The organism is Streptomyces griseofuscus (genome assembly GCF_014673495.1).
GTDB lineage: Bacteria > Actinomycetota > Actinomycetes > Streptomycetales > Streptomycetaceae > Streptomyces > Streptomyces murinus.
In genome coordinates this window covers 2,012,561-2,035,578 of record NZ_CP051006.1, presented here as the reverse complement: position 1 = coordinate 2,035,578, position 23,018 = coordinate 2,012,561, and the positions used below count along the sequence as shown (strand labels likewise).

Annotated in this window: 12 protein-coding genes; 3 read left to right on the top strand and 9 right to left on the bottom strand. The window is 74.3% G+C overall.

The annotated features are described in order from the left end of the window. Positions 1 to 99 precede the first annotated feature (99 nt). Both HEP81_RS08955 and HEP81_RS08950 read left to right on the top strand, forming a co-directional pair. Entirely contained in the window at positions 100 to 1,479 is a 1,380-nt protein-coding gene (locus tag HEP81_RS08955; protein ID WP_037657876.1) for an 8-oxoguanine deaminase, read from the top strand. Positions 1,480 to 1,743: 264 nt separating this feature from the next. Next, a complete protein-coding gene (locus tag HEP81_RS08950) occupies positions 1,744 to 3,141 on the top strand; it encodes a nucleobase:cation symporter-2 family protein (RefSeq protein ID WP_259332343.1) in 1,398 nt (465 codons plus the stop codon). On the opposite strand, the gene HEP81_RS08945 is transcribed toward HEP81_RS08950, so the two are convergent. Then, the gene (locus tag HEP81_RS08945) at positions 3,095 to 6,046 is read right to left on the bottom strand and encodes a hypothetical protein (RefSeq protein ID WP_157854479.1); all 2,952 of its coding nucleotides are present in this window, start codon (positions 6,044 to 6,046) and stop codon (positions 3,095 to 3,097) included. The two genes, HEP81_RS08950 and HEP81_RS08945, sit on opposite strands and share 47 nt — an antisense overlap. Before the next feature lie 367 nt (positions 6,047 to 6,413). After that, positions 6,414 to 7,205, bottom strand: coding sequence for an AraC family transcriptional regulator (locus tag HEP81_RS08940; RefSeq protein WP_037657870.1), 792 nt, complete (start codon positions 7,203 to 7,205; stop codon positions 6,414 to 6,416). A gap of 96 nt (positions 7,206 to 7,301) precedes the next feature. Between HEP81_RS08940 and HEP81_RS08935 the strand changes: the two genes are divergently transcribed. Further along, the gene (locus HEP81_RS08935) at positions 7,302 to 8,159 is read left to right on the top strand and encodes an NAD(P)H-binding protein (protein ID WP_037657981.1); all 858 of its coding nucleotides are present in this window, start codon (positions 7,302 to 7,304) and stop codon (positions 8,157 to 8,159) included. 35 nt (positions 8,160 to 8,194) lie between these two features. On the opposite strand, the gene HEP81_RS08930 is transcribed toward HEP81_RS08935, so the two are convergent. The 7 genes from HEP81_RS08930 to HEP81_RS08900 all read right to left on the bottom strand — a co-directional run bounded on the left by HEP81_RS08930 (position 8,195) and on the right by HEP81_RS08900 (position 23,006). Next, on the bottom strand, positions 8,195 to 8,617 hold the full coding sequence (locus HEP81_RS08930) for an acyl-CoA thioesterase (protein WP_037657868.1): 423 nt from the start codon (positions 8,615 to 8,617) through the stop codon (positions 8,195 to 8,197). Between the two features lie 97 nt (positions 8,618 to 8,714). Then, positions 8,715 to 9,365 carry a hypothetical protein gene (locus HEP81_RS08925; RefSeq protein ID WP_037657866.1) on the bottom strand — a complete coding sequence of 217 codons (651 nt, stop codon included), beginning with the start codon at positions 9,363 to 9,365 and terminating at the stop codon, positions 8,715 to 8,717. Between the two features lie 134 nt (positions 9,366 to 9,499). Continuing rightward, the gene (locus HEP81_RS08920; protein WP_037657864.1) at positions 9,500 to 10,099 is read right to left on the bottom strand and encodes a histidine phosphatase family protein; all 600 of its coding nucleotides are present in this window, start codon (positions 10,097 to 10,099) and stop codon (positions 9,500 to 9,502) included. A gap of 178 nt (positions 10,100 to 10,277) precedes the next feature. After that, on the bottom strand, positions 10,278 to 11,036 hold the full coding sequence (locus HEP81_RS08915; protein ID WP_037657862.1) for an SDR family NAD(P)-dependent oxidoreductase: 759 nt from the start codon (positions 11,034 to 11,036) through the stop codon (positions 10,278 to 10,280). Continuing rightward, on the bottom strand, positions 11,033 to 12,502 hold the full coding sequence (locus HEP81_RS08910; protein ID WP_037657861.1) for a condensation domain-containing protein: 1,470 nt from the start codon (positions 12,500 to 12,502) through the stop codon (positions 11,033 to 11,035). Before HEP81_RS08910 ends, HEP81_RS08915 begins: the two co-directional genes overlap by 4 nt. After that, positions 12,499 to 17,895, bottom strand: coding sequence for a type I polyketide synthase (locus tag HEP81_RS08905; protein ID WP_037657859.1), 5,397 nt, complete (start codon positions 17,893 to 17,895; stop codon positions 12,499 to 12,501). Before HEP81_RS08905 ends, HEP81_RS08910 begins: the two co-directional genes overlap by 4 nt. Before the next feature lie 41 nt (positions 17,896 to 17,936). After that, positions 17,937 to 23,006 (bottom strand): non-ribosomal peptide synthetase, encoded by a 5,070-nt coding sequence (locus HEP81_RS08900; protein ID WP_167739857.1) that lies wholly within the window; start codon positions 23,004 to 23,006, stop codon positions 17,937 to 17,939. Between the last annotated feature and the right edge of the window lie 12 nt (positions 23,007 to 23,018).

Here is a 23,018-nt window from a genome sequence, read left to right as displayed (position 1 = left end):
GGGTACCACCCCCACCGGAGCCCGGCCGCGGCACTCAAATCTCCCCAGGGTCCTGCCGTGCCCTCCCCACAGAAGTCCGCTGAGCGAAAAGGACGCACCATGGCAGCAGCCCAGCGCATCGTCATCGAGAACTGTTCGATCGCGACCGTCGACGCCGACGACACCGAGTACGCCTCCGGGTACCTCGTCCTCGCCGGCAACCGCATCGAGGCGCTCGGCGCGGGATCGGCACCCGAGGGCCTGGAGAACGTGGTCCGCCGGATCGACGCCACCGGACATCTCGCGACCCCCGGCCTGATCAACACCCACCACCACTTCTACCAGTGGATCACCCGGGGCCTGGCCACCGACCACAACCTGTTCGACTGGCTGGTGGCGCTCTACCCGATCTGGGCGCGCATCGACGAACCCATGGCCTACACGGCGGCCCGGGGCTCGCTCGCCATGATGGCCCGCGGCGGGGTCACCACCGCCATGGACCACCACTACGTCTACCCGCGCGGCACCGGCGACCTGTCCGGCGCGATCATCCGCGCCGCCCACGAGACGGGCGTCCGCTTCACCCTCGCCCGCGGCTCCATGGACCGCGGCGAGTCGGACGGCGGACTGCCCCCGGACTTCGCCGTGGAGAGCCTGGACGGCGCGCTCGCCGCGACCGAGGCCACCGTCAAGGAGCACCACGACCCCTCCTTCGACGCCATGACCCAGGTCGCCGTCGCCCCCTGCTCCCCCTTCTCCGTCTCCACCGAACTGCTGCGCAACGCGGCCGAGTTGGCCCGTCGGCTCGGCGTACGGCTGCACACGCACGGCTCGGAGACCGTGGAGGAGGAGAAGTTCTGCCACGAGTTGTTCGGGATGGGCCCGACCGACTACTTCGAGTCCACCGGCTGGCTGGGCGAGGACGTGTGGATGGCGCACTGCGTCCATATGAACGACTCCGACATCGCCGCCTTCGCCCGCACCGGTACCGGCGTCGCCCACTGCCCCTCGTCCAACGCCCGGCTCGCCGCGGGCATCGCCCGGGTCCCGGACATGCTCGCCGCCGGTGTCCCGGTCGGCCTCGGCGTCGACGGCACCGCCTCCAACGAGTCCGGCGAACTCCACACCGAGCTGCGCAACGCCCTGCTCATCAACCGGCTCGGCGCCCACAAGGAGTCCGCGCTCAACGCCCGCCAGGCCCTGCGGCTCGGCACCCACGGCGGCGCCCGCGTCCTCGGCCGGGCCGCCGAGACCGGCTCGCTGGAGGCGGGCAAGCTGGCCGACGTGGTGCTGTGGAAGCTGGACACCCTGGCCCATGCGTCCATCGCCGATCCGGTGACCGCCCTGGTCTTCGGCGCGGCCGCCCCGGTCACCGCGTCCTTCGTGAACGGCCGTCAGATCGTGGCGGACGGACGCCTGCTGACCGTCGACGAGGACGCCGTCGCGCGCGCCACCCGCGACGAGGCCCGGCGCCTGGCGCAGCTCGCCGCTCAGCGCTGACCCCCCGACTCCGGCCGGGAGGGACGGCTCCCGGCCGGCAGCCGTGGACCCGAGCGGGGCCCATGGCGGCCGGCTCCGGGGCGCGCGCGAGCGTGCGCGCCCCGGAACGGTTCCCCACCAGGACCCCTACGGCTCCCACCAGGACCCTTACGGTTCCCCGTCCACGACCCCCGAGGTCCCCCCGGTCCCGCACGACCGTCGCGCACCACCTCCCTGACACCCACGTCCACAGCCGACGTGTTTAACCGACCGGAGGAGCCCGCCGTGTCCGCCCAATCCGCCGAAGCAGCGCCAGTCCCCGTCCACCCGGTGGACGAGAAACTCCCCGCCCTGAAGATGGCGACCAGCGGCCTCCAGCATGTGGCCGCCATGTACGCGGGGGTCGTCGCCCCGCCCCTGATCGTCGGCGCCGCCGCCGGTCTGTCCGGCACCGACCTCACCTTCCTCACCGGCGCCTGTCTGTTCACCGCGGGGCTCGCCACGTTCCTCCAGACCCTCGGCGTCTGGAAGATCGGCGCCCGATTGCCCTTCGTCAACGGCGTCACCTTCGCCGGGGTCGCCCCCATGACGGCGATCATCGCCTCGGCCAAGGACAAGTCCGACGCCCTGCCGATGATCTTCGGCGCGGTCATGGTCGCCGGACTCCTCGGCTTCCTCGCCGCCCCGGTGTTCTGCAAGGCCGTCCGCTTCTTCCCGCCGGTCGTCACCGGTACGGTCATCACCCTGATCGGTGTCTCCCTGCTCCCGGTCGCCTTCGGCTGGGCCCAGGGCCCCGACCCGTCGGCCCATGACTACGGCTCGACCACCAACCTCACCCTGGCCGGCATCACCCTGCTCATCGTGCTGCTGCTGCGCCGCTTCACCAGGGGGTTCGTCAAGCAGATCGCGGTGCTGCTCGGCCTGGTCGCCGGGACGCTGATCGCGATCCCGTTCGGGGCCACCGACTTCTCCCCGGTCGCGTCGGCCGACCTGATCGGCTTCCCGACGCCCTTCCACTTCGGTGCCCCGCAGTTCCACGTCGCCGCGATCCTGTCGATGTGCGTGGTGATGGTGGTCTCGATGACCGAGTCCACCGCCGACATGCTGGCCCTCGGCGAGATCGTCGAACGGCCCTCGGACGAGCGGACCATCGCGGCCGGCCTGCGCGCCGACACCCTGGGCTCCGCCCTCAGCCCCTTCTTCAACGGCTTCATGTGCAGCGCCTTCGCCCAGAACATCGGCCTGGTCGCCATGACCCGCATCCGCAGCCGCTTCGTGGTCGCCTTCGGCGGCGGCTTCCTCGTCCTGATGGGCCTGTGTCCGGCGGCCGCGTCCCTGATCGCCGTCGTCCCCCGCCCCGTCCTCGGCGGCGCGGGTGTCGTTCTCTTCGGCTCGGTCGCCGCGAGCGGCATCCAGACCCTGGTCCGCGCCGGCCTGGACAAGGACAACAACGTCCTGATCGTCGCGGTCTCCCTGGCCGTCGGCATCGTCCCGATCACGACCCCGGACTTCTACCACGCCTTCCCGGACACCGCCCGGATCGTCCTGGACTCGGGCATCTCCACCGGCTGTGTCACGGCGGTCCTGCTCAACCTGGTCTTCAACCACCTCGGCCGCGGCCGGGACGCGCAGGACGTCACGCATCCGATGGAGGCGGGGGAGGAGCTGGCGCCGGTGCAGTGAGGGTGGGGGCGGGCGGCGGGTCCGGGTCCGCCAGGGCCTGTCGGCATTCACCGGCCTCCGCCGCGATGGTCGCGGTGAGTTCCTCATGGCCGGCGACAGCTGCGAGGAGTTCGTCGTAGATCACCACGGCCTGGTCGCATCTGCCGTGCGCACAGCGGCAGCGGGCCCGCCACAGGGGCAGGACCCATTGCGGTACCGCCGGATTGCCGCCTGCCTCGGTCAGGTCCCTCTCGGCCTCGTCCAGCATCCGCTCGGCCTCCGCGCACCGATTCTGGACGAGCAGGACGTCCACCAGCAGGAATCGGAGGCGTATCACGTTCGCGTCGGCGGGATCGAGCTGCGCGAACTCCTCGGTCAGGAGGTCCCGCAGCCCGGCCTCCGCCCGCTCCGGCTGGTCCGATACGACCTGGAGGCGCGACCGCTTCTCGGCGAACCGCACCAGGGTGTTGACGCGGTTGGTGGCGGTGGCGGTGTTCGCCCGGTACCAGTCCAGCAGCCCGTCGAGCAGGTCCACCGCCTCGTCCGCGCGGTCCTGCTGGGCGAGGTTGTCCGCCAGGTGCCGGATCATGTCGCGGTAGAGCGGCGAGCCCTCCTCGGCGGCTTCCTCCAGCCGTACGAGGATTCTGCGGTAGTACGTCTCCGCCCCGGTGAGCAGACCCGCGGCATCCAGGGCGTGGGCGGCCTGGTGGGCGAGGGGGATGTCGAGCGTGGCTTCCGGTCCGTCGGGCGCGGCCAGCAACTCACGTGCCTGTTCAGCCGCTTCGTCCGCCCTGCCCTGCTTCACCAGAACCTGCACGAGATCGGCGATGACCAGCACCGGCTTGGGCTGGGACAGTTGACGCGCGGCCTCGGCCATCGCGCGCAGTTCCCGTTCGGCCTCAGCCACCCGGCCGGCCCGGCGCAGCGCCGTCGCCCACGCCCGGCGGGCCGACACCGTGCGTTCGTCGGCGGCGCCGTAGTGCCGGATGTATGCCTCGTACACCTGCTTCGCCTCGGCGGAGCGGTCGCTGTCGTCCCAGTGGTCATAGCTGATGCGCCGGGCGGCCAGTCGGGTCGGATGCCCCTCGGGCAGGGCCGGGGCCCGCTCGCTCAGTGCCGAGGCCAATTCCCGCATGAGCGCGTGATTGTTGGACCCGGCCGCGTAATTGCGCGCCGCCATACCCGCGCGCAGGAAGGCGACGAGCGCGTCCTCGGGGGCGTCGGGCACCTGGCGCAGGCCCGCCCGCACATGCGGAATCAGAAGCTGCCAGATCTTCCATGTCTCCGGGCCGGTCCCGACCAGGGCCAGCAGGGTGGCGATCACCGAGGCCGACCGCCACAGGCGGGTCCGGGTACGCTCCGGGGCGTTGCGGATCTGGAGGGCGTTCGTCTCCAGGACCAGGGGGTGGGCCGTCAGACAGGTCAGGACGGCGACCGACTCCGTCCCGTGGTCGAAGGCCAGTGGTATGTCCTCCACGCCCAGCAGGCTCAGGTCCACCAGGGCCTCGATGGCGGCCTCGCAGCGTGCCGCGTCGCCGGGCAGCAGCTCGGGATCCTTCTCCAGAGCGGCGCGCAACAGGTCCATCGGGAAGGGCGCCCGCCCGAAGCAGGAGAGCAGCCGCATCAGCGGCCGGGCCTCGGGTATGCCCTGCCCGGCCAGCAGGTCGAGGCTCATCTCCCAGGTACGGCCGACCAGGCGTCGCAGCCGGCGTTCGTCCGCGAGGCCGTCCGAACGCTCGCCGCGATCGAGCAGTTCGGCTCCCAGCCGCTCCAACTCCCGCATGTATCCGGCGAAGTCCCGCACCGGGCCGCCGTCGCCTCCCGCGGTGAGCAGCCCGATTCCCCGCCGTGCCCGGGCGAGGAACGAACCGGCCAGCCGCAACGCCAGTGGCAGACCCCCGAGTTGTTCCGCGAGCCGCCGAGCATCCGCCTCGCTCCCTGCTTCGCCCGCGAGGTCGATCAGGACGGCCGCACCGTCCTGCGCCGCCAGCGTGTCCACCGGACGGCAGGCCGCCGCGCCGCCCCACAGCGCCGGATTGCCGATCCGTGACGTGACCACGGTGAGCCCGGCGGTGCCGGCCCGGATCCATCCCGTGCCGTCACCCACCATGCCGTCCTCGGTCGAGGCCACCGACTGCTCGTCCAGATTGTCGACCACCAGCAGCCAGGGCCGCTCCGCGCCGTCGAGGGCGCGCCACACCAGGTCGGTCGCGCTCGACCGGCCGGACCACGCGGCGTCGATCTCGTGCTCGGACACCCCCAGCTCGCGCGCGACCTGACGCATCCCGGTGCTGAGCCGGTCCCGGGAGGCGCCGGAGATCCAGAAGACATGGTGGCCCAGGCCGTGCGCGAACCGTGCCAACCGCAGGGCCACGGTGGTCTTGCCGCAGCCGCCCAGCCCGTACAGCACCTGGATCCGGTCGCAGCCCTCGGTCACGTCCCTTTCGAGCGCGGCCAGCAGCTCGTCGCGCCCGCGGACCCGGCCCGGCAGTTCACCGTACGGCGCGCGGACCGAGAAGGTTCCGGGCCCGGTACCGGCCGCCCCGCGCGCGGCCGCCGTGATCCCGAGGGCCGCCGCCCCGGTGCCGTCCGAGCGGCCCCGCCGGGCGCTCTTCCACTCCCGCTCGCTCTCCTTCGCCTCCTCCACGGCGCGCTGCCACCGGGTACTGGCAGCCGCCCCGCCCACCCTGAGCAGCGCCGCCACGGTGGTCCAGGTCGGCGCGCGCGAGCCCGACAGCGCGTCGGAGACGGTACTTCTGCCCAGACCGCAGGTGGCCGCGATGTCCCGGACACCCGTGAACCCCGCCTCGGCCAGCAGGTCCCGCAGCCGCTGAGCCAACGTCCGCATCGGCTCCGGAGCCTGCGGATCGAGGGGCTTCAGCGCGAGTCCCCCCGTCGACGGCCTCCGCTCCCGGCTCGTCGTCATACCGCCCCTCCACCCCGTCGTGCCTGTCGACCGAGCCTACGTGGTCGGCGCACACGTCCGCCCGACGACCGCGCATGTCCGCACGCGGACACCTCGGACACCCGGACGGCGTGCGCCGTCCGCAGCTCACGACCACCTTGTCCGAGCCCTGTCCGAACGAGCTCCCGGCCGGACAGGTACGCCCCCTAGACCGGAGTCACGAGGCCGGACAGCGGCCCCGAGCAGTGGATTTGGATGGAGAGAGGGAGGAACGGACGATGCACATCGTTCAGTTCATCGACCAGCACGGGGCGGAGATCGTCTTCGTGCTCCGGACGAGTGTGTCCGTGTGGCGTGCGGTACGACGGGCCCGGCGCGCCATGGCGTCTCAGCCGAGGCGCGCCCCGCAGGAGGAGCGCGCCGGGAGGCGGTCGGTGAAGTAGGCGCGGGGTGGGACGCCCATCAGGGCGCGGAAGTCGGTGGTCATGTGGGACTGGTCGTAGTAGCCGGTGGCGGCGGCGAGTTGGGACCAGGGCGTGGTGGGGGCGCGGGTGATGATCGTGCGGACGCGGTCGATGCGGGCGTAGTGCTTGGGGGAGACACCGACGCCGTCGGCGAAGAGATTGCGCAACTGACGTTCGCTGACGGCCAGTTCACCAGCCACCTCATGGACCCGGGCGGGCGCCCGGTCCGGGTGCACGGACAGCGCGTCGACCCCGGCTCGCAGCAGCGCCGTACGGACGGGGTCCACGGCGGGCAGCGACGCGGGCAGTGTCTCGGTGAGTTCCGGCAGGGGGTCGCGCGCATCCAGGCGGTGCAGCGCGGCCGCGAGCCGGGACGCGGCCGCGCCGGGGAGCGCGGGCAAGGTGATCGCACGGCCCACCAGTTCGGTGGCCGCGACGCCCAGCAGCGGCCGGACCGCGCCCGGCGCGAGCCACAACTCGACGCAGGAGAAGCCCTGTTTGCCCGCGTGGTACGAGGCCCGCACACGCGGGCCCACGGCGAGCACATCGCGCCGGCCGTCCGCGCGCATTCGCAGCACCACCTTGGTGGCGGCGGCGGGCAGATGGACGAGGGTCTCCTCGGGCCGCCCGGCGGGGGAGAACGCGCGCACCCCGGTGAACCAGGGGCGCAGGGACTCGGGCGCGGGCGGCGCCTGACCGGCGATGGTGTTCGGCACCCCTCCACGGTAAGCGCGCCGGGGGCCCGGCCGGGCCGTCGAACCGTGCCGGAATCTCCAAGAGACCGGCACCCCGCCCGGCCCATCGTGGACGGCATGATTCTTGTGACGGGTGCCACGGGCACCATCGGCGGCGCGGTCGTACGACAGCTCGCGGCGCGCGGGGAGAGGACACGGGCGCTCACCCGGGATCCGGCGCGGGCCGACCTGCCCCCTGGTGTGGAGGTGGTGCGCGGGGACTACGCCGACCCGGGTTCCCTGACCGCCGCGACGGCCGGGGTGAGCGCGGTGTTCCTGGTGACGCCGCCCGGCCCCGACGCGGCCCGGTACGACACGGCGCTCGTGTCGGCGGCCCGTGCGGCGGGTGCCGGGCGGCTGGTGAAGCTCTCCGCCATCGGCACCGGTGATCCCGAGGTCGGCCGGTTCGGCGGCTGGCACGAGGAAGGGGAGCGGGCCGTACGGGAGAGCGGCGCGGCGTGGACCGTGCTGCGGCCGTCCTCCTTCGCCGCCAACTCCCTCGGCTGGGCGGCGGCGGTCCGCGCCGGGGAACCGGTGCCCAACCTCACCGGTGACGGGGCCTCGGGTGTCGTCGACCCGCACGACATCGCGGAGGTGGCCGTCGCGGCGCTGCTCGATGCCGGGCACGGCGGCCGGACGTACACGCTGACCGGCCCCGAGGCGATCAGCGTCCCGGGCCAGGCCGCCGTCCTCGCCGCGGTCCTCGGGCGCCCGGTGGGCACACGGGATCTGACGCCGGACGAGGCCCGGACGTTCCTGCGCACCGTCTGGGGCTTCGACGACACCCGGGCGGACCACGCGCTCGCCGGGATGCGGTACGTCCGTGACGGCGGCAACGCGCTGGTCACCGAGGACGTCCCCCGGGTGCTGGGCCGCCCCGCCCGGTCCTTCCGGCAGTGGGCCGAGGACCACCAGGGGGCGTTCCGCGCCGCCTGACCGAGATGCCTTGCCCCCGCCCCGCCCCCGCGTGGCTACAGGCCGAACAGGGCCGGGTCGGAGGCGAGTTCCCGGAAGACCTCGGCCGGGTCGGCGACCAGCCTGCGTTCCTTCAGGTCCAGCAGGCCGCCGACGCCGGTGACCTCGGCGGCCAGGGTGCCGTCGGCCTTGCGCATCTCCTGGCGCATCGTGAAGGTCTTGCCGGAGGTCCACTCGAAGACGCAGGTCACATCCACCTCGTCACCGGCGAGGAGTTCCCGCCGATAGCGGATCGTCGTCTCCAGGACCACCGGGCCGACACCGGTGCGCACCAGAGCGGTCTGGCCGATGCCGGCGGCCTGGAGCAGCGACCAGCGGGCGTGCTCGGCGTACTGGAGGTACACGGCCTGATTCAGATGGCCCTGCACATCGGTCTCGTACCCGCGGACGGTGACGCGGACGGAGAACGGTTCGCTCACGGCTTTCCCCTCTTGCTCCGGTGCGGCGGCTGCTCCGGTACGGCGGCGCCGCCCACCCGGTGATCCTTCCACGCGCGGCGAAAGCGGCGTCCCCGGGTCAGGTGCGGCGCGGGGACGCCAGCAGGTACCGCGCGCGGGTCCGCGGCTCGGTGTACTCGCCCGGCTGCCACCCCGCCCGCTCCAGCGTGTCCGCGCAGGCCGACAGGGCCGTCGCGTCCGGCGCGTACACGGCGACCGCCTCCGGCTGCGGGGTCGTACGCACCCGGTAGCCGGGGGTGGACGCCGTCTCCGGCCGGTGTCCGGCCGCCTCCAGGGCGAGGGCGGCGGCCCGCACCAGATGACCGCGTTCCCAGCCGCACGGGCGGTCCGTCGAGCCGTCCGGGTTGGTCATCCGGCGCAGCTCCAGCAGGCCCTGCCACGCACCGAGCACCTCCCGCAGCCGCCCGGCCTCCGAGGGCGGCTCCGCCTCCCGCGCCCCGCCGACGCGAGCCGCGAAGACACCGGTGGAGGGCGCCGGTCGCCGGGGTTGCTCCTGCTGTTCCTGCCGCTCCGGTGTCCCGGGTGAGCCCTCGCGTATTCGATGGCCCGCCGGGGTCAGGAAGTGGTCGTGCGGCGGGCGCGGGTGCCGGAAGGCGAGGCCCCGCCGGACCAGCGCCGTGAGCTGCGCCTGCGTACCGCGCAACCGGCCGGTGACCGGGTCGGCCGCCTCGATCACCCGCCGCTGGGCGGCGGTCGGCTCTCGGCTCACGGTGCGCTCCCCTCGGGGTGTCGCCGGGTACGGCCGCCGGTTCGGCGACTCGAAGGGAAGCGTAGGACGAGGGTCTGACAACGGGGGCCGCGAGGACGGTCGGCTCGGAGGAGGGCACCCCGCGCCGGCCGCGTTCAACCCGGCGGCCGGATGTTCCACCCCGCCACCACCGGTCGCCCGTGCTCCGTGCCGAGGCGGCACAACGTGCCCGTGGCCAGTTGGAACAGGGCGCCGTGCCCGGCGGGCAGGCCGAGGTGGCGGGCGGTCAGGACGCGCAGGAAGTGGCCGTGGGCGACGAGGAGCACGACGCCCTCGGTGTCGCACAGGGCGGCGTCGACCTTGGCCAGCATGCGATCGGCGCGCTCGCCGACCTGTTCCGGGCTCTCGCCGGGATGCTCGGGCGGGCCCGGCGCGACGCCGTCGGTGAACAGGAACCAGTCGGGGCGGGTGCGCTGGATCTCCGGCGTGGTGACGCCCTCGTAGCCGCCGTAGTCCCATTCGCGCAGGTCGGCGTCGACCCGGGCGTCGGGGACGCCGATCAGCTCGGCGGTCTCCCGGGCCCGGCGCAGGGGGCTGACGAAGGCGGCGCCGATGTGGTGCGAGCGGATCAGCGGCGCCAGCCGGCGCGCCTCCTGGCGGCCGTGTTCGGTCAGCGGTACGTCGGTCCAGCCGGTGTGCCGTCCGGACCGCGACCACTCGGTCTCACCATGCCGGACGAGAAAGAGGTCACCCATCCCCGCGCCTTCCCGCTCGTCTGGCAGCACCGTGCCACGGGGGACCACGGCCCGCAGTACGGATTGCGCCGGACGGCCCCCAGCACGCCGGGCGGCCCCGTTCACAAGATCAGCCGTTCATCATCCAGCGGATCAGCCGCTCATCACCCCAATTATCATCCGCTCATCATCCAAACGATCAGCTGCTCATCGCCCCGTCCACCACCAGATCGTGCCCCGCCACATACCCCGCCTCCGGCGAGGCCAGCCACAGCACGGTCCGTGCGATCTGCTCGGCGGAACCCACCACCCCGGCCGGACTCTCCGCCGCCATCCGCCGGTGCCGGTCCTCCAGGGTCTCGCCCGGCCGGGTCGCCCACATGGGGGTGTCCACCGGGCCGGGCGAGATCGCGTTGATCCGGACGCCCTCGGGGAGGAACTCCCGTGCCGCGGCCCGGGTGAGGGACAGGACGGCGGCCTTGGACGCGGAGTAGGCGGCGAGCGGCGGGACCGTCATATGGGCGGCGTTCGACGCGTTGTTGACGATGACGCCCCCACCGGCCCGCCGCATCTGGATGATCTCGTGCTTCATCAGCAGGAACGTGCCGGTGAGATTGGTCGAGATCACCTCGTCCCACTCGGCGACGGAGAACTCGGTGAGCGAGCCGACCAGGGAGACGCCCGCGTTGTTGAAGGCGATGTCCAGCGCGCCGTACGCGGCCACGGTGGCGCCGACCAGAGCGCGCACCTCGTCCTCGGAGCGCACATCGCAGGGCACGGCCGTCGCCTCGCCGCCCTCCGCCCGGATCGCCGCCACCGTACGCTTCAGGCTCTCGGCGGTACGACCGGCCACCACGACCGCCGCTCCCCGGCGGGCGAACTCCACCGCCGTGGCCCGGCCGATCCCCGAGCCGCCCCCGGTGACGAGGGTGACCCGCCCCGCGAACCGCGCGGTCATACCGGCGCTCTCCAGTCCCCGATCATGCCGCGGAACAGCCCGTCCACGCCCGGCTCCAGCTCGCCCCGGCGCCGCACCGACAGCGGCACCGGCGCGGGCTCCAGCGCGCCGACCGGCGTGGTGAGATCCGCCGTCGCGGCCGCCAGCAGGCCGAAGAACGCACGCGCCAGCTCGATCGCCGTCTCCTGTCCGACGAGCCGTGGCCTGTTCTCCAGCTCCAGGGCCAGCTCGCCGTGCCGCCGGCCCAGCGAGAACGTGACGTCGTAGCGTGCCGAACCGGTCACCAGCTTGTTCGTGGCGAGCGTCCCGGACCCGAAACTCCGGGTGGGGGACGGGGTGTTCTGGAGAATGAACATGGTCTGGAAGCAGGGCGTGCGCTCCGGCTCCACCGGCGGCGCCAACTGGTCGAGCAGCACACCGTAGGGGAGGTCCTGGTTCTCGTGGGCCGCCATGACCAGGCGGTGCGTGTCCTCCACCAGCCGGCCCACCGGCACCTCGGGCCGGAACGTGTACGGCATCACCAGCGTGTTCACGAAGAAGCCGACCACCTCCGCCCAGCGCGGATCGGTGCGGCCCGCGAAGGGCGTGCCGACGGCGAGCCGGTCGCATCCGGTCAGCCGCCGCAGCGCCAACTGATAGACGGCGAGCCCCAGGACGAAGAACGACGTACCGCACGCCCGTGCCGCCTGCTGAGCGTCCTGGACCAGGCTCTGCGGCAGCCCCAGCCACGCCATGTCCCCGGCCCACCAGGGGGATTCGGGGTCCCGGCCGTCCTGCGGCCAGGGCAGGGGCGGGGCCGGGTCGGCCAACAGCTCGCGCCAGTAGTCGAGTTGGGCATCGTGCAGGCCCCGGGCGATCCGGCGGCGCTGCCACACCGCGAAGTCCACGTACCGGTGCGCGGGCGCCGGGCGCCCGGACGACCCCGACGACAGCGCGTCGTAGCGGTCCGCCAGGTCCTCGAAGAAGACGGGGGAAGACCAGCCGTCGAAGGCGATGTGATGGAAGTTGACGACCACCACCGTCTCCTCCGCCGCCAGGCGCACCAGATGGGCCCGGGTGGTGGGCTCGGCCCGCAACTCGAAGGGGCGCGCGGCCTCCGCCGTCCCGATCTCCCGCAGCCGCCGCAGCCGTTCGGCCTCGGGCAGCGGGCGCAGATCGTGGCGGAGCACGGGGATGTCACCGGGGTCGTGCAGCAGTGCGCTGAGCCGTCCCGCCGACTCTTCGAAGGACGCCCGCAGCGACTCGTGCCGGGTCACCACCGCCCGCAGCGCCCGCTCCAGCGTGTCCAGGTCCACCGGGCCGCGCAGCAGCACCGCGATCGGCACGTTGAACGCCGCCGACTCCGGGAGCCGCGCCTGGTACGCCCAGTGCCGCTCCTGCCCGAGCGAGGCCCGCCAGGCCGAACCGGCGCCCAGGGCCCGCGCGCGCTCGTCGTACACCGTCATCGTGTTCGTGCTTGTGCTCATGCTCCCGCCTCCTGCCGCCGGGCCACGACGACCTCGGCGAGCGCCGCCGGGGTAGGGGCGTCGAAGAGGTCGGCGACGCTCACGGCCACCCCGAACCGGTCCTGGAGCCGGGACGCCAGCTGCACCGCGGTGAGCGAATCACCGCCGAGGGCGAAGAAATCGTCGTCGGGTTTGATCTCACCCGCGCCGAGTGTCTCGCCGAGCAGGCGTACGACGGCGGAGACGGCGTCGTCGGGCTCGGGCGCGGGGGGCAGCGGCGCGGGCTCCGCCTCGACGGGCGACTCCGGTCGTACGACCACTGCTTCGGGCGCCGCCGCCCTGATTCCGTGGGCCTCTTCGACCGGGGCGCTCCGGTCGTCCGGTGCGACCGGTGCCCACTCCTCCGCGGGGACCACCGCCACCTGCGCCGGTACGTGCTCGGTCAGCAGCCGCATCAGCGCGTCGATGCCCTCGTCCAGGGTGATGCCCGAGGTCAGTCCGATCGGCGGCTCCTCGGGGGACGGCACGCCCCGGACGGCCGGTGCGGGTGTCTCCCCGGTGAGCGCGATCTTGGTGTAACCGCTGACCACGACCACCGCCCGGCCCAGGTCGTCGTACAGCTCGGCGTCCACGGTGGAGCGGCCGGTCCGCTCCGGGCGGCGCACCATACGGGCCGTGAGCCGCCCCGGCAGCTCGCCGTAGACGACCGCCCTGCGGCAGGTGAACGGCACGAAGTCGCCGGCCGGCAGGTTCAGGGCCAGGGAGCGGTCGAGCAGGACCGGGTGGACGGGGTGGGTGTCGAGGTCGGCGAGGTGCTCGGCGGCCAGTTCCAGGCGGCCCACCGTCACCTCGGTCTCCCGGTGGGCGGCGCGGACGCAGCCGAACCGCTCCCCGAACACGAACTCCGTGGTCGCGCCCTCGGGCGCCCCGGGGGTGACGGCCGGCCAGCCCGCGCCAAGCGTGGCCGGGTCGGTGCCCGGCCGGTCAGCGGTCAGGGCGCGGTCCACACGGACCCGGGCCCGCGCGTGGGTGGTCGGCGCTGCCCCGCCGGTCGCGGCCAGGACCGTCGCCTGCCAGGCACCCTCGGCGGTCTCCGTAAGGGTGACGGTGAGATCGGTCGGCTCCGCGACGAAGAGCGGCTCGGACAGCATCAGGTCCTCGATGACGACGGGGTCGAGGCCGTCGGCGCCGCCCGCCTCCCGCACGGCTCGTACGAGGAGGTCGAAGTACGCGGCGCCGGGCAGCAACGCCCGTCCCCGGAGGCGGTGTTCTGCCACCAGCCAGTCGTCGGGCGCGAGGACGGTGCGCCAGTGGGTCCCGCCGTCCGGTGCCGGGTGGTCCGGGGTGGTGCCGGCCATGCCGATGCCGTGCCAGGCGGGCCAGTTGACGCTCACGGAGACCGGGGCGCCGGGCGGGGTGCCGATGGCGACCGCGTCCATGAAGGCGTTCGCCGCGGCGTAATCGGCGCTGCCCAGCAGGCCGTTGAGGGCGGCCCGGCTGGAGAACAGGGTCAGGAACCGGACGCCGGGTGTGGTGGCGACCAGCTCGCGCAGCACCAGGGTGCCGGTCACCTTGGCGGCGAGGACCGCCTCCATGTCCGCCCGGGAACGGGTGCGCAGCAGCCCGCCGCCCGCGACGCCCGCGGTGTGCAGCACACCGTGCACGGCGCCGTACCGGGCGCGCAGCGCGGCGAAGACGCCGCGCATGGCCGCCGCGTCGCAGACGTCGGCCGCGTGCAGCGTGACCTCGGCCCCGGCCGCCTCCAGCGCGGCGACCGTCGAGGCGATCCGCTCTCGCCGCTCGGGCCGGTCGGCGCCGCGGCCCAGCAGGGCGAGGCGCGGACGCAGCCCGGTGTGGGCCAGCGCCCGGGCCACCGCGAGCCCGAGGGCGCCGAGCCCGCCGGTGACGAGGTAGACGCCGCGCTCCTCCAGCAGGGTGCCGACCGGTCCGTCGGCCGGGTACTCCGTGCGGTCCGGCAGCCAGCGGCGGGCCCCGCGCAGGGCCACGGCCGCGTCGGCCGTGGCGGGGGCGGCGAGTTCGGCGGCGAGCACGGCCGCGGGCACATGGCCGACATCGATCAGCCGCACCTGCCCGGCGCCCGTCTCCAGCGCCGCCGACCGTGCCAGCGCGCAGGCGGCGGCGCGCGCCGGGCTCAGCGGCTCGGCGCCGGTCACGTCCACGGCGGACCGGGTGAGGACCGCGAGGGGCAGCGGACGGTTGTCCGGGTCCCGGCGCCCGGCGGCCGCCTGGAACAGTTCGACGAGGGACCACAGGGATGCGTCCAACGCCGTCCGGGACGTCCCGCCCGCCGGGCCTGACGTGTCCGGGAGTGGCTCGGCGAAGGCGCGGCCGTGTACCAACAGGCTGACGTCCACGGAGTGTTGGGCCAGGTGGTCCAGATAGGCGGTGACGTCCTCGGGGTGTCCGCGCCGTAGCGTTCCCCGGTAGTCGGCGGCCTCGTACGTATCGCCCTCGGCGACCGGGACGGCCCGGTAGCCCGCCAGTTGGACGGCGGTCAGCAACTCCCGTGCCGCGTCCGGCTCTTCGGGGGTGAGCACCAGGGCGTGCCCACGGCTGCCGGGGGTGCGGCGCGCGGCGGCCGGTACATGGCGGTCGGGCCGCCAGCCGGGCAGCGCGAGGACGGGACGCCCGGGGGCCGGGGCCTCCCGTGCCGGTTCCTCCGGTACGGCCTCGCGCGGGGCCTGCTCCGGTACGACATCCCGCGCGTCCCCTGCCGCGGAGGGTGCCGCCGCCGGTCGCCCGCCCGCCGCGTACGGCAGCCAGAACTCCCGCCGCCGGTACGGATACCCGGGCAGCACCACCCGGTGCGCGTCCTTGGGGCGCGGCAGCGCCTCCCACTCCACATCGGCTCCGTCGCACCACGCGTGGGCCAGCGCCGTCAGGAACGCGGTCCGGTCGCCGTCGGCCGCGTCGGCGGGCCTGGGCAGGCAGCCGGCGGCGCGATGGCCGGCGTCGCGCAGTCCGGGGTGGCGGCGGATCAGGCTGGACAGGGCCTGTCCCGGGCCCACTTCGAGGATCCGGGCCGGTTCCTCGCCCGCGAGGGTGTCCAGGGCGTGCCCGAACAGCACCGGTTCCACCAGCTGTTCGGCCCAGAACCGGGGCGAGGTGGCCTGCGCGTCCGTGAGCGGGCGGCCGGTGGCGGCGGAGAGCACCGGGATCTCCGGGGCGCGCAGCGCGCAGCCCGCCAGCAGATCGGTCAGTTCCGCGACCGCGGGCGCCATCATCGGGGTGTGGAAGGCGTGCGAGGTGGACAGCAGCCTGCCCTGCACCCCGCGCCCGGCGAGGATCTCCCGGAAGGCCGCGACGGACTCGGCCGGGCCGCCGACCACCACCTGTCCCGGGCCGTTGACGGCGGACACCGCGACCCCGGGGACGAGCAGCTCGCGCACCACGTCCTCGCCGGCGGCCACGGCGAGCATGCGGCCGGGCGGCATGCCCTGCATCAGCTCCGCCCGGCGGGCGACGAACCGTACCGCGTCCGCGAGCGGCAGCACCCCGGCGAGCGTGGCGGCCACCACCTCGCCCACGCTGTGCCCGACGAGCGCGGCGGGCTCCACACCGAGCACACCGAGACTCCGGGCGAGCGCGAACTCGACGCTGAACAACAGGGGTTGGGCGTGCACCGTACGGGCCACGGCCGCGGGGTCGGTCTCCTCCTGCCACATCGTGATCAGGTCGGTGCCGAGGGCGTCGGAGAACATCCCCAGGCACTCGCGCACCCGGGTGTCGAAGTCGGGCAGCTCGGCGGCGAGGCCCGCCGCGGCCCGTGGATGCTGTGAGCCCTGCCCGGGGAGGGCGAACACCGGGCGCCGGGGCGTGCCGTCCGACAGGGCGGTGGGCGCCGTGTCCGGGTCGCCGAGCAGCCGGGCGGCCTCGGCCGGGCGGGTGAAGGTCAGCGCGGCGCGCACGGGCAGCGCCCGGCGTCCCGTCTGCGCGGTGAGGGCCACATCGGCCGCGGCCCCGTCCGGCAGCGCGGCCAGCGACGTGGCCAGCCGGGCCCGCACCGCGCCCTCCGCCTCCCGGTCGGTGCCGCTCCACACCAGCAGTTCGGTGCGCTCCGGGCGCTCGGGCTGCGGGGCGGGGCTCGGGGCCTCCTCCAGGACCACATGGGCGTTGGTGCCGCCGAAGCCGAAGGAGCTGACGCCGGCGCGGCGCGGGGCCCCGGCCGTGCGCGGCCAGGGCAGCACCGTGTCGGCCACCTTGAACGGGGTTTCCTCCAGGCGCAGTTGCGGGTTGGGCGTACGCACGTTGATCGTGGGCGGGATGCTCTCGTGGCGCAGTGCCAGCACCGTCTTGATCAGGCCGACGATGCCGGAGGCCGGACCCAGATGGCCCAGGTTCGACTTGACCGAGCCGATCGCGCAACTTCCGGTCCGCAGCTCGCCGTCGGCCACCGCCAGCATGGCCTGGTGCAGCCCGTGCACCTCGACGGGGTCGCCCATCTGGGTTCCGGTGCCGTGCAGTTCGACGTACGACACGGTGTCCGGGGCCACCCCGGCGACGGCGAGGGCCTCGGCGATGACCCGGCTCTGCCCCTCGGAGCTGGGCGCGGTGAAGCCGGGGCGCGCGGCACCGTCGTTGTTGACGGCGGAGCCCCTGATCACGGCGTGCACCGGGTCGCCGTCGGCGAGCGCGTCGGCGAGCCGCTTGAGGACCACCACACCGCCGCCGCTGCCGAAGACCGTGCCGCTCGCCTCGGAGTCGAGCGGCCGGCAGTACCCGTCGGCGGAGTCGATGCCACCGGCCACATGGCGGTAGCCGCGCCCGTACGGCGTCTCGATCTCCACGCCGCCCGCGAGCGCGATGTCGCAGTCGCCGAGCCGGAGCGCCTGGCAGGCCAGATGGGTGGCGACCAGGGAGGTGGAGCAGGCGGTGCGCACATTCAGGCTGGGACCGTCGAGGCCGAGCCGGTAGGACGTGTACGTGGCCAGGTAGTCGATGTTGTTGGAGACCAGGGCGACCATGTCGCCGACCTGGGCGAGGAGTTCGGGGTCGGCGCGGATGTGGTCGTCCACGTAGGTGTCGCTGGCGCAGCCGCCGTAGACGCCGATCTCCCCGTCGTAGCGGGAGGGTTCGTAGCCGGCGTGCTGGAGCGCGGTCGAGCACAGTTCGAGGAAGAGCCGGTGCTGCGGGTTGCGCAGTTCGCTCTCGCGCGGGGAGATGCCGAAGTAGGTGTGGTCGAAGCCGCCCACGTCGTCCAGCAGGGGCCGGGCGGCTATGTAGTGCGGGTCCTTGATCAGGGCCGGGTCCTCGCCCGCGGCCAGCAGTTGTTCTTCGCTGAGCCGGTGGATGCTGTTGCGTCCCGCGAGGAGGTTGCGCCAGAACTCGTCGGCGTCGCCCGCGTCGGGGGCCCGCACGGACAGTCCGATGACCGCGATGGCGTCAGTGCTCACTGCTCCGGTGCCTTTCTCGCTGGGGAAGGGGGGCCGTGGGGTCAGCGCTTGTTCTGGCGCCCTCGGCGCAGAGCGGAGCGGACCGCGCGGCGGGCGTCGCGCTCGTCGGCCGCCGAGTGCGGCGTCGCTTCGCGGCGTGGTGCCTGGACGGGTGGGGTGATGGTGGTGGTGTCCCTGCCGAGGTGGGCGGCGAGGGCCCGGGGTGTCGGGAAGCGGAAGACGTCCGCCAGGGTGAGCGCGAGCCCGTCCGCCGAGACCAGCCGGTGGTACAGCTGGAGCAGGCTCATCGACACCATGCCCGCGTCGAAATAGACGGTGTCGGGGGTGAGTTCGCGGCCGGGCGGGCACAGGCTCCGGGCGCGCTCGGTGATCAGCCGGGCGAGGTCGCGGCGCTCCCCGGCCGCAGCGCCGAGCGCCGGGCTTCCGGGCGCGTCGGTGGGGCTCTCACCGCGTCTGCCCTTCAACTCCCTCAGCAGATGCGGGACGTCGGCCTTGCCGTTTCGGTTCAGGGGGAGGGCGGACAACCGGATCCAGTGCGCGGGGTGCTGCCAGCGCGGCAGGGTCCGGGCGAGTTCGGCCGCCAGCTCGTCGGTGCCGCCGAGGGCGGTGCCCGCGACCCAGGCGAGAAGGCTCCCGGGGTGGTCCGGGTCGATGGCCACGGCACAGTGCTCGACACCGCGCAGCCGGGCCACGGCACCCTCCACCGCGTCCAGTTCGACCCGGTGACCACCGAGGTTGACCTGCCGGTCGGCACGGCCCACCAGGGTCACGGCACCGTGCCGGTCGCGGCGGGCCAGATCCCCGGTCGGGTACCGGCGCAGGCCGTCCCCGAGGTCCGTACCGGCCCGTCGGCCGGGTGCGTTCAGATAGCCGGGGGACAAGGCCCTTCCCGTCACGACGAGTTCCCCCACCTCACCGGTGAGTGCCGGGCGCCCCGACGCGGTGACGATCTCCAGCCTGCGGTACGGGGTGCCCCGTCCGATGGGCACGGTGGCGCGCGGTTCGTCCTGCGGGGTCCACCGGTGCAGGCTGCTGGCCTGCGGGGTCTCGGTGGTGCCGTAGAGGTTGAACAGGGCGGCTCCGGGGGCGAGTCGGCCGGTCTCCTCGGCGCGGGTGTCGTGCAGGGGCTCGCCGTGGAACACCACGGCCCGCACCGAGGGCAGGACGCGGCCGCCGGCGACGGCGGCGAGGATGCCGGCCTGCGAGGGCGTCAGATGCAGCACGGTGGCACCTGCCCCGGCCAGCAACTCCAGGTGGTGATCCGGACGTTCCGCCTGTCCGGGGCCCGGCAGCCGGACCTGGGCGCCGAGGGTCAGCGGCAGCAGCAGGGTCCGCAGTACGGGGTCGTGGGCGGGCGGTGTCGTCAGGCAGAAGACATCGTCGCCGCCCAGGCCCAGCTCGGCCGCGTACCAGGCCAGCGGCTCGGGCAGCGCGTCGGCGGGCAGCACCACCGGCGCCGGGCTCCCCGACGTCCCGGAGGTGACGATGAGATGACCGGGCGCGTTCGGCGCGAACTCCTGCTGTCCGGCACCCGGTTGTGTCGACAGGGGCCGGTCGACACGCTCGTACGGCACTCCCGGCACCGTCTCCGGGCCCGTCCCCAGCACCAGGGCGGCATCCGCCGCGTCCAGCACCTCCCGGCGCCACGGCGCGGGTGCCTCCGCGTCCACCAGCAGCACCGGGCACCCGGCGTACCAGGCGCCGAGCAGCGCCACGGCGAGCCCCGCGGTACGGCGGGCCAGCACCGCGACGGTCCGGCCCGGCTCGGTCCGCTCCCGTACCAGGGCGCCGACCCGGCGCACCCGGTCGGCCAGTTCCGCGTACGTGACCGTCTCCTCGGCCCCGACCAGCGCGGGCCGCCCCGGCCCCCGCTCGGCCTGGGCCAGCACGGCACGGACCAGGTCGGAGCAGGTACGACGGGGCTCGGGGGCCGGAGTCAGCGAGGCGGCGGGCGCCTCGGACTCGCCGAGCACCGACAACAGGGCTTCCCGGCACGCCTGGAGGAAGTCCCCGGCCGTGTCCGCATCCCAGAAGTCCGTGGCGTGGACGAGTCGCAGCCGGTAGCCCCCGTCGGGGCGGCGTGAGAGGTAGAGCCCGAGGTCGAACAGGGACCAGCGGGCCGGGGGTTCCTCGGCGACGGCCGGGTGGCCACCGAGGGCGGTGGGCGGCGCCGCCTGGGTCAGATCGTTGAACCACGCCTGGAACAACGGGTTCTCCTGCGGGGACCGCTCCGCGCCGACCTCCGCCACGATCTCGTCGAACGTGACCGCCAGATGATCGGCCGCGGTGAGCACCGCCTCGGCCACCGGCCCGAGCAGCGCACGCGTCCCGGCATCCGCGGGCACGTCCACGCGCACGGGCACGGTACGCATGAAGAAGCCGACGGCCTCGTGCTGTTCGTCCGTCTCCCGCCCCGACATCGGCACGCCCACGAGCACACCGCGTTGCCCGGTCCAGGCGGTGAGGGCCCGGGCGTAGGCGGCGAGGGCGAGGGTGGCGACGGTGACCCGTTCCGCCCGGCACACCTCGTCGAGACGGCGGCTGGTCCCCGCGTCGAGATCGGCCAGTGCCGCCGACCCGCGGTGGTCCGGGAGCCCGGTGCGCGGCCGGGCGTGCGGCAGCCCGAGGCGCTGCGGGGCGCCGTCGAGCCAGGAACGCCAGAACTCCCGGTCGGCCGCCCGCCGTTCGGCGGTCCCGGTGCCCCCCGCCTCCTCGGGCGCCGAGGCCAGCGCGGCGCCGAACCCGACCGGCTCCGGCAGCCGCGCGGGGCGTCCCTCGACCCGCGCCGCGTACAGCTCGGCGAGATCGTGCTGAAGCACGTCCAGGGAGCGCTGGTCGCTGACCAGATGGTCGACACTGAGCACCAACCACGAGGTGTCATCGGCCTCTTGGCGGAGCAGCCCGACCGCGAGCCGGGGAAGCCGGTCGGGCGGGAAGGGCACGTCCGCGATCTCGGCGACGAAGTCCCGTACCACCGCGTCGGTGACGGCCCCGAGCGTGCGCACGGTGAACAACTCGGGCCCGCCCGGCGCCAGGACGCGTCGCCGAGGCTCCCCGGAAGGCTCCAGGACCGTACGCAACGACTCATGGCGGGCGACCAGATCACCGCACGCCGCCCGCAGGACGACCGAGTCGAGCGCGCCGCGCACCCGCAGCACCCCCACCACGTTGTACGCCGGGCAGTCCGGGAACACCTGCTGCCAGAGCCACAGCCGCCGCTGCTCGGGGGCGGCCGGGCCGTCACCGCTGCCGGGCCCCGGGGGCGTGGGCCGGGCGCGGTCCAGCTCCCTCTCGGGCAGCCGGGCCCGCAGGTCGGCGAGCGACACGTTGTCCCGCAGGAACACCGACAGCGGCAGCCGTACGCCCCACCTGCCGAGGATCCGTCCGGCGAGCCGGGCCGCGGCCAGGCTGTGCCCGCCCGCGTCGAGGAAGCCGCGCCCCTCGTCGTCGGGCAGGGAACCGGTGGCCTCCGCCCAGCAGTTGGCCAGATCGTCGGCGGGACCACTGAGCTGGACCGGCGCGGCCAGCCGTTCCTCCGCCAGCGCCCGCAGCGCCTTGGTGTCCTGCTTGCCGCTGCCGGTGAGCGGCACTGCCCCGACGGCGGTGAACAGCGCCGGCACGAACGCCTCGGGCAGCGCGGCGGCCACCCGGTCCCGCAGCCCGCGCCACAGCGCCTCGTCCGCCTCCGTCCCCGGCGCGGGCACGACGAACGCGCACACGGTCGCCGCGCCGTCCGGACCCGGCGCCGCGACCACCGCGGCGTCCCGCACCGGCGCGAGGTCCCGCAGCACGTCCTCGGTCTCCCGCAGCTCCACCCGCTGGCCGCGGATCTTCACCTGGTGGTCCATACGGCCCAGGTACTCCAGGGCGTCGCCGCGCCTGCGCACCAGATCGCCGGTCAGATAGAGCCGGGGCACCGGACACCACGCGGGTGCCGCCACGAACGCCGCCTCGGTGAGGTCGGGCCTGTTCAGATACCCGAGGGCCAACGGGACGCCGCCGATCGCGAGTTGACCTGCCTCGCCCCGCGGCACCGGGCGCAGCTCCGCGTCCAGGACGACCAGCGTGCAGTTGTCGATGGGGCCGCCGATCAGCACGGTGTCCGGGTCCGGCGGACACTGCCACGCCGTGACGTCGATGGCCGCCTCCGTCGGGCCGTACAGATTGTGCAGCTCGGCGTCGAGCACGGCATGGAAGCGTCGTACGAGACCGGGTGTCAGGGCCTCCCCGCTGCACACGACCGCGCGCAGCGAGACACACCGCTCCACACCCGGCCAGCGCAGGAACTCCGCCAGCATCGACGGCACGAAGTGGCAGACCGTGACGGCGTGCCGGACCACCTGGTCCATGACCTCGCCCGGATCGCGGTGTGCGCCGGGAGGCATCAGCACCTCGGTGGCGCCGCACACCAGCGGGCCGAGCAGCTCCCAGCCGGACACGTCGAACGTGGCGGGCGTCTTCTGGAGAATCCGGTCCGCGGGGCCGAACCCGTACGTCTCGCACATCCACAGCAGCCGGTTGCACAGGGCGCCGGAGGGGACGACGACGCCCTTGGGCTCGCCGGTGGAGCCGGAGGTGAACAGGACGTAGGCCGGGTGGTCGTCGGCGACATCGAGGAGCGGCACCCGCGGCGCCGCGGGCACCGGCCCCACCAGATCCACCGGGTCCAGGCGCAGCACCCGTACGGCGTCCTCCTCGCCGCCGGCCAGGCTGTCCGCCGTCTCCCCGGTGACCAGCGCGAGCCGCGCCCCCGAGCGCCGTAGAATGCCGAGCCGCCGCTCGCGCGGGTCCTCCGGGGCCAGCGGCAGATAGGGCAGGCCCGCCTTCAACGCGCCGAGCAGCGCGCACACCAGGGCGCGCCCGCGCGGCACACAGACGGCCACGACGTCCCCCGGGCGGCCACCGGCCCCGGACAACAGCCGGGCGACCGCGTCGGAGGCGGCCTCCAGCTCGGCGTACGTGACCGACCCCGAAGCGTCGACGAGCGCCACGGCGTCCGGCGCGGCGGTGGAGACGGCCCGGACGAGCCCCGGCACGCCGTGGGGCGCCGGGCGGTCCCGTTCCGGGCCTCGCAGGATCGCACCGCTGGCCTCGGCCGTCGAGCCGTCCATGCGCATTCCCTT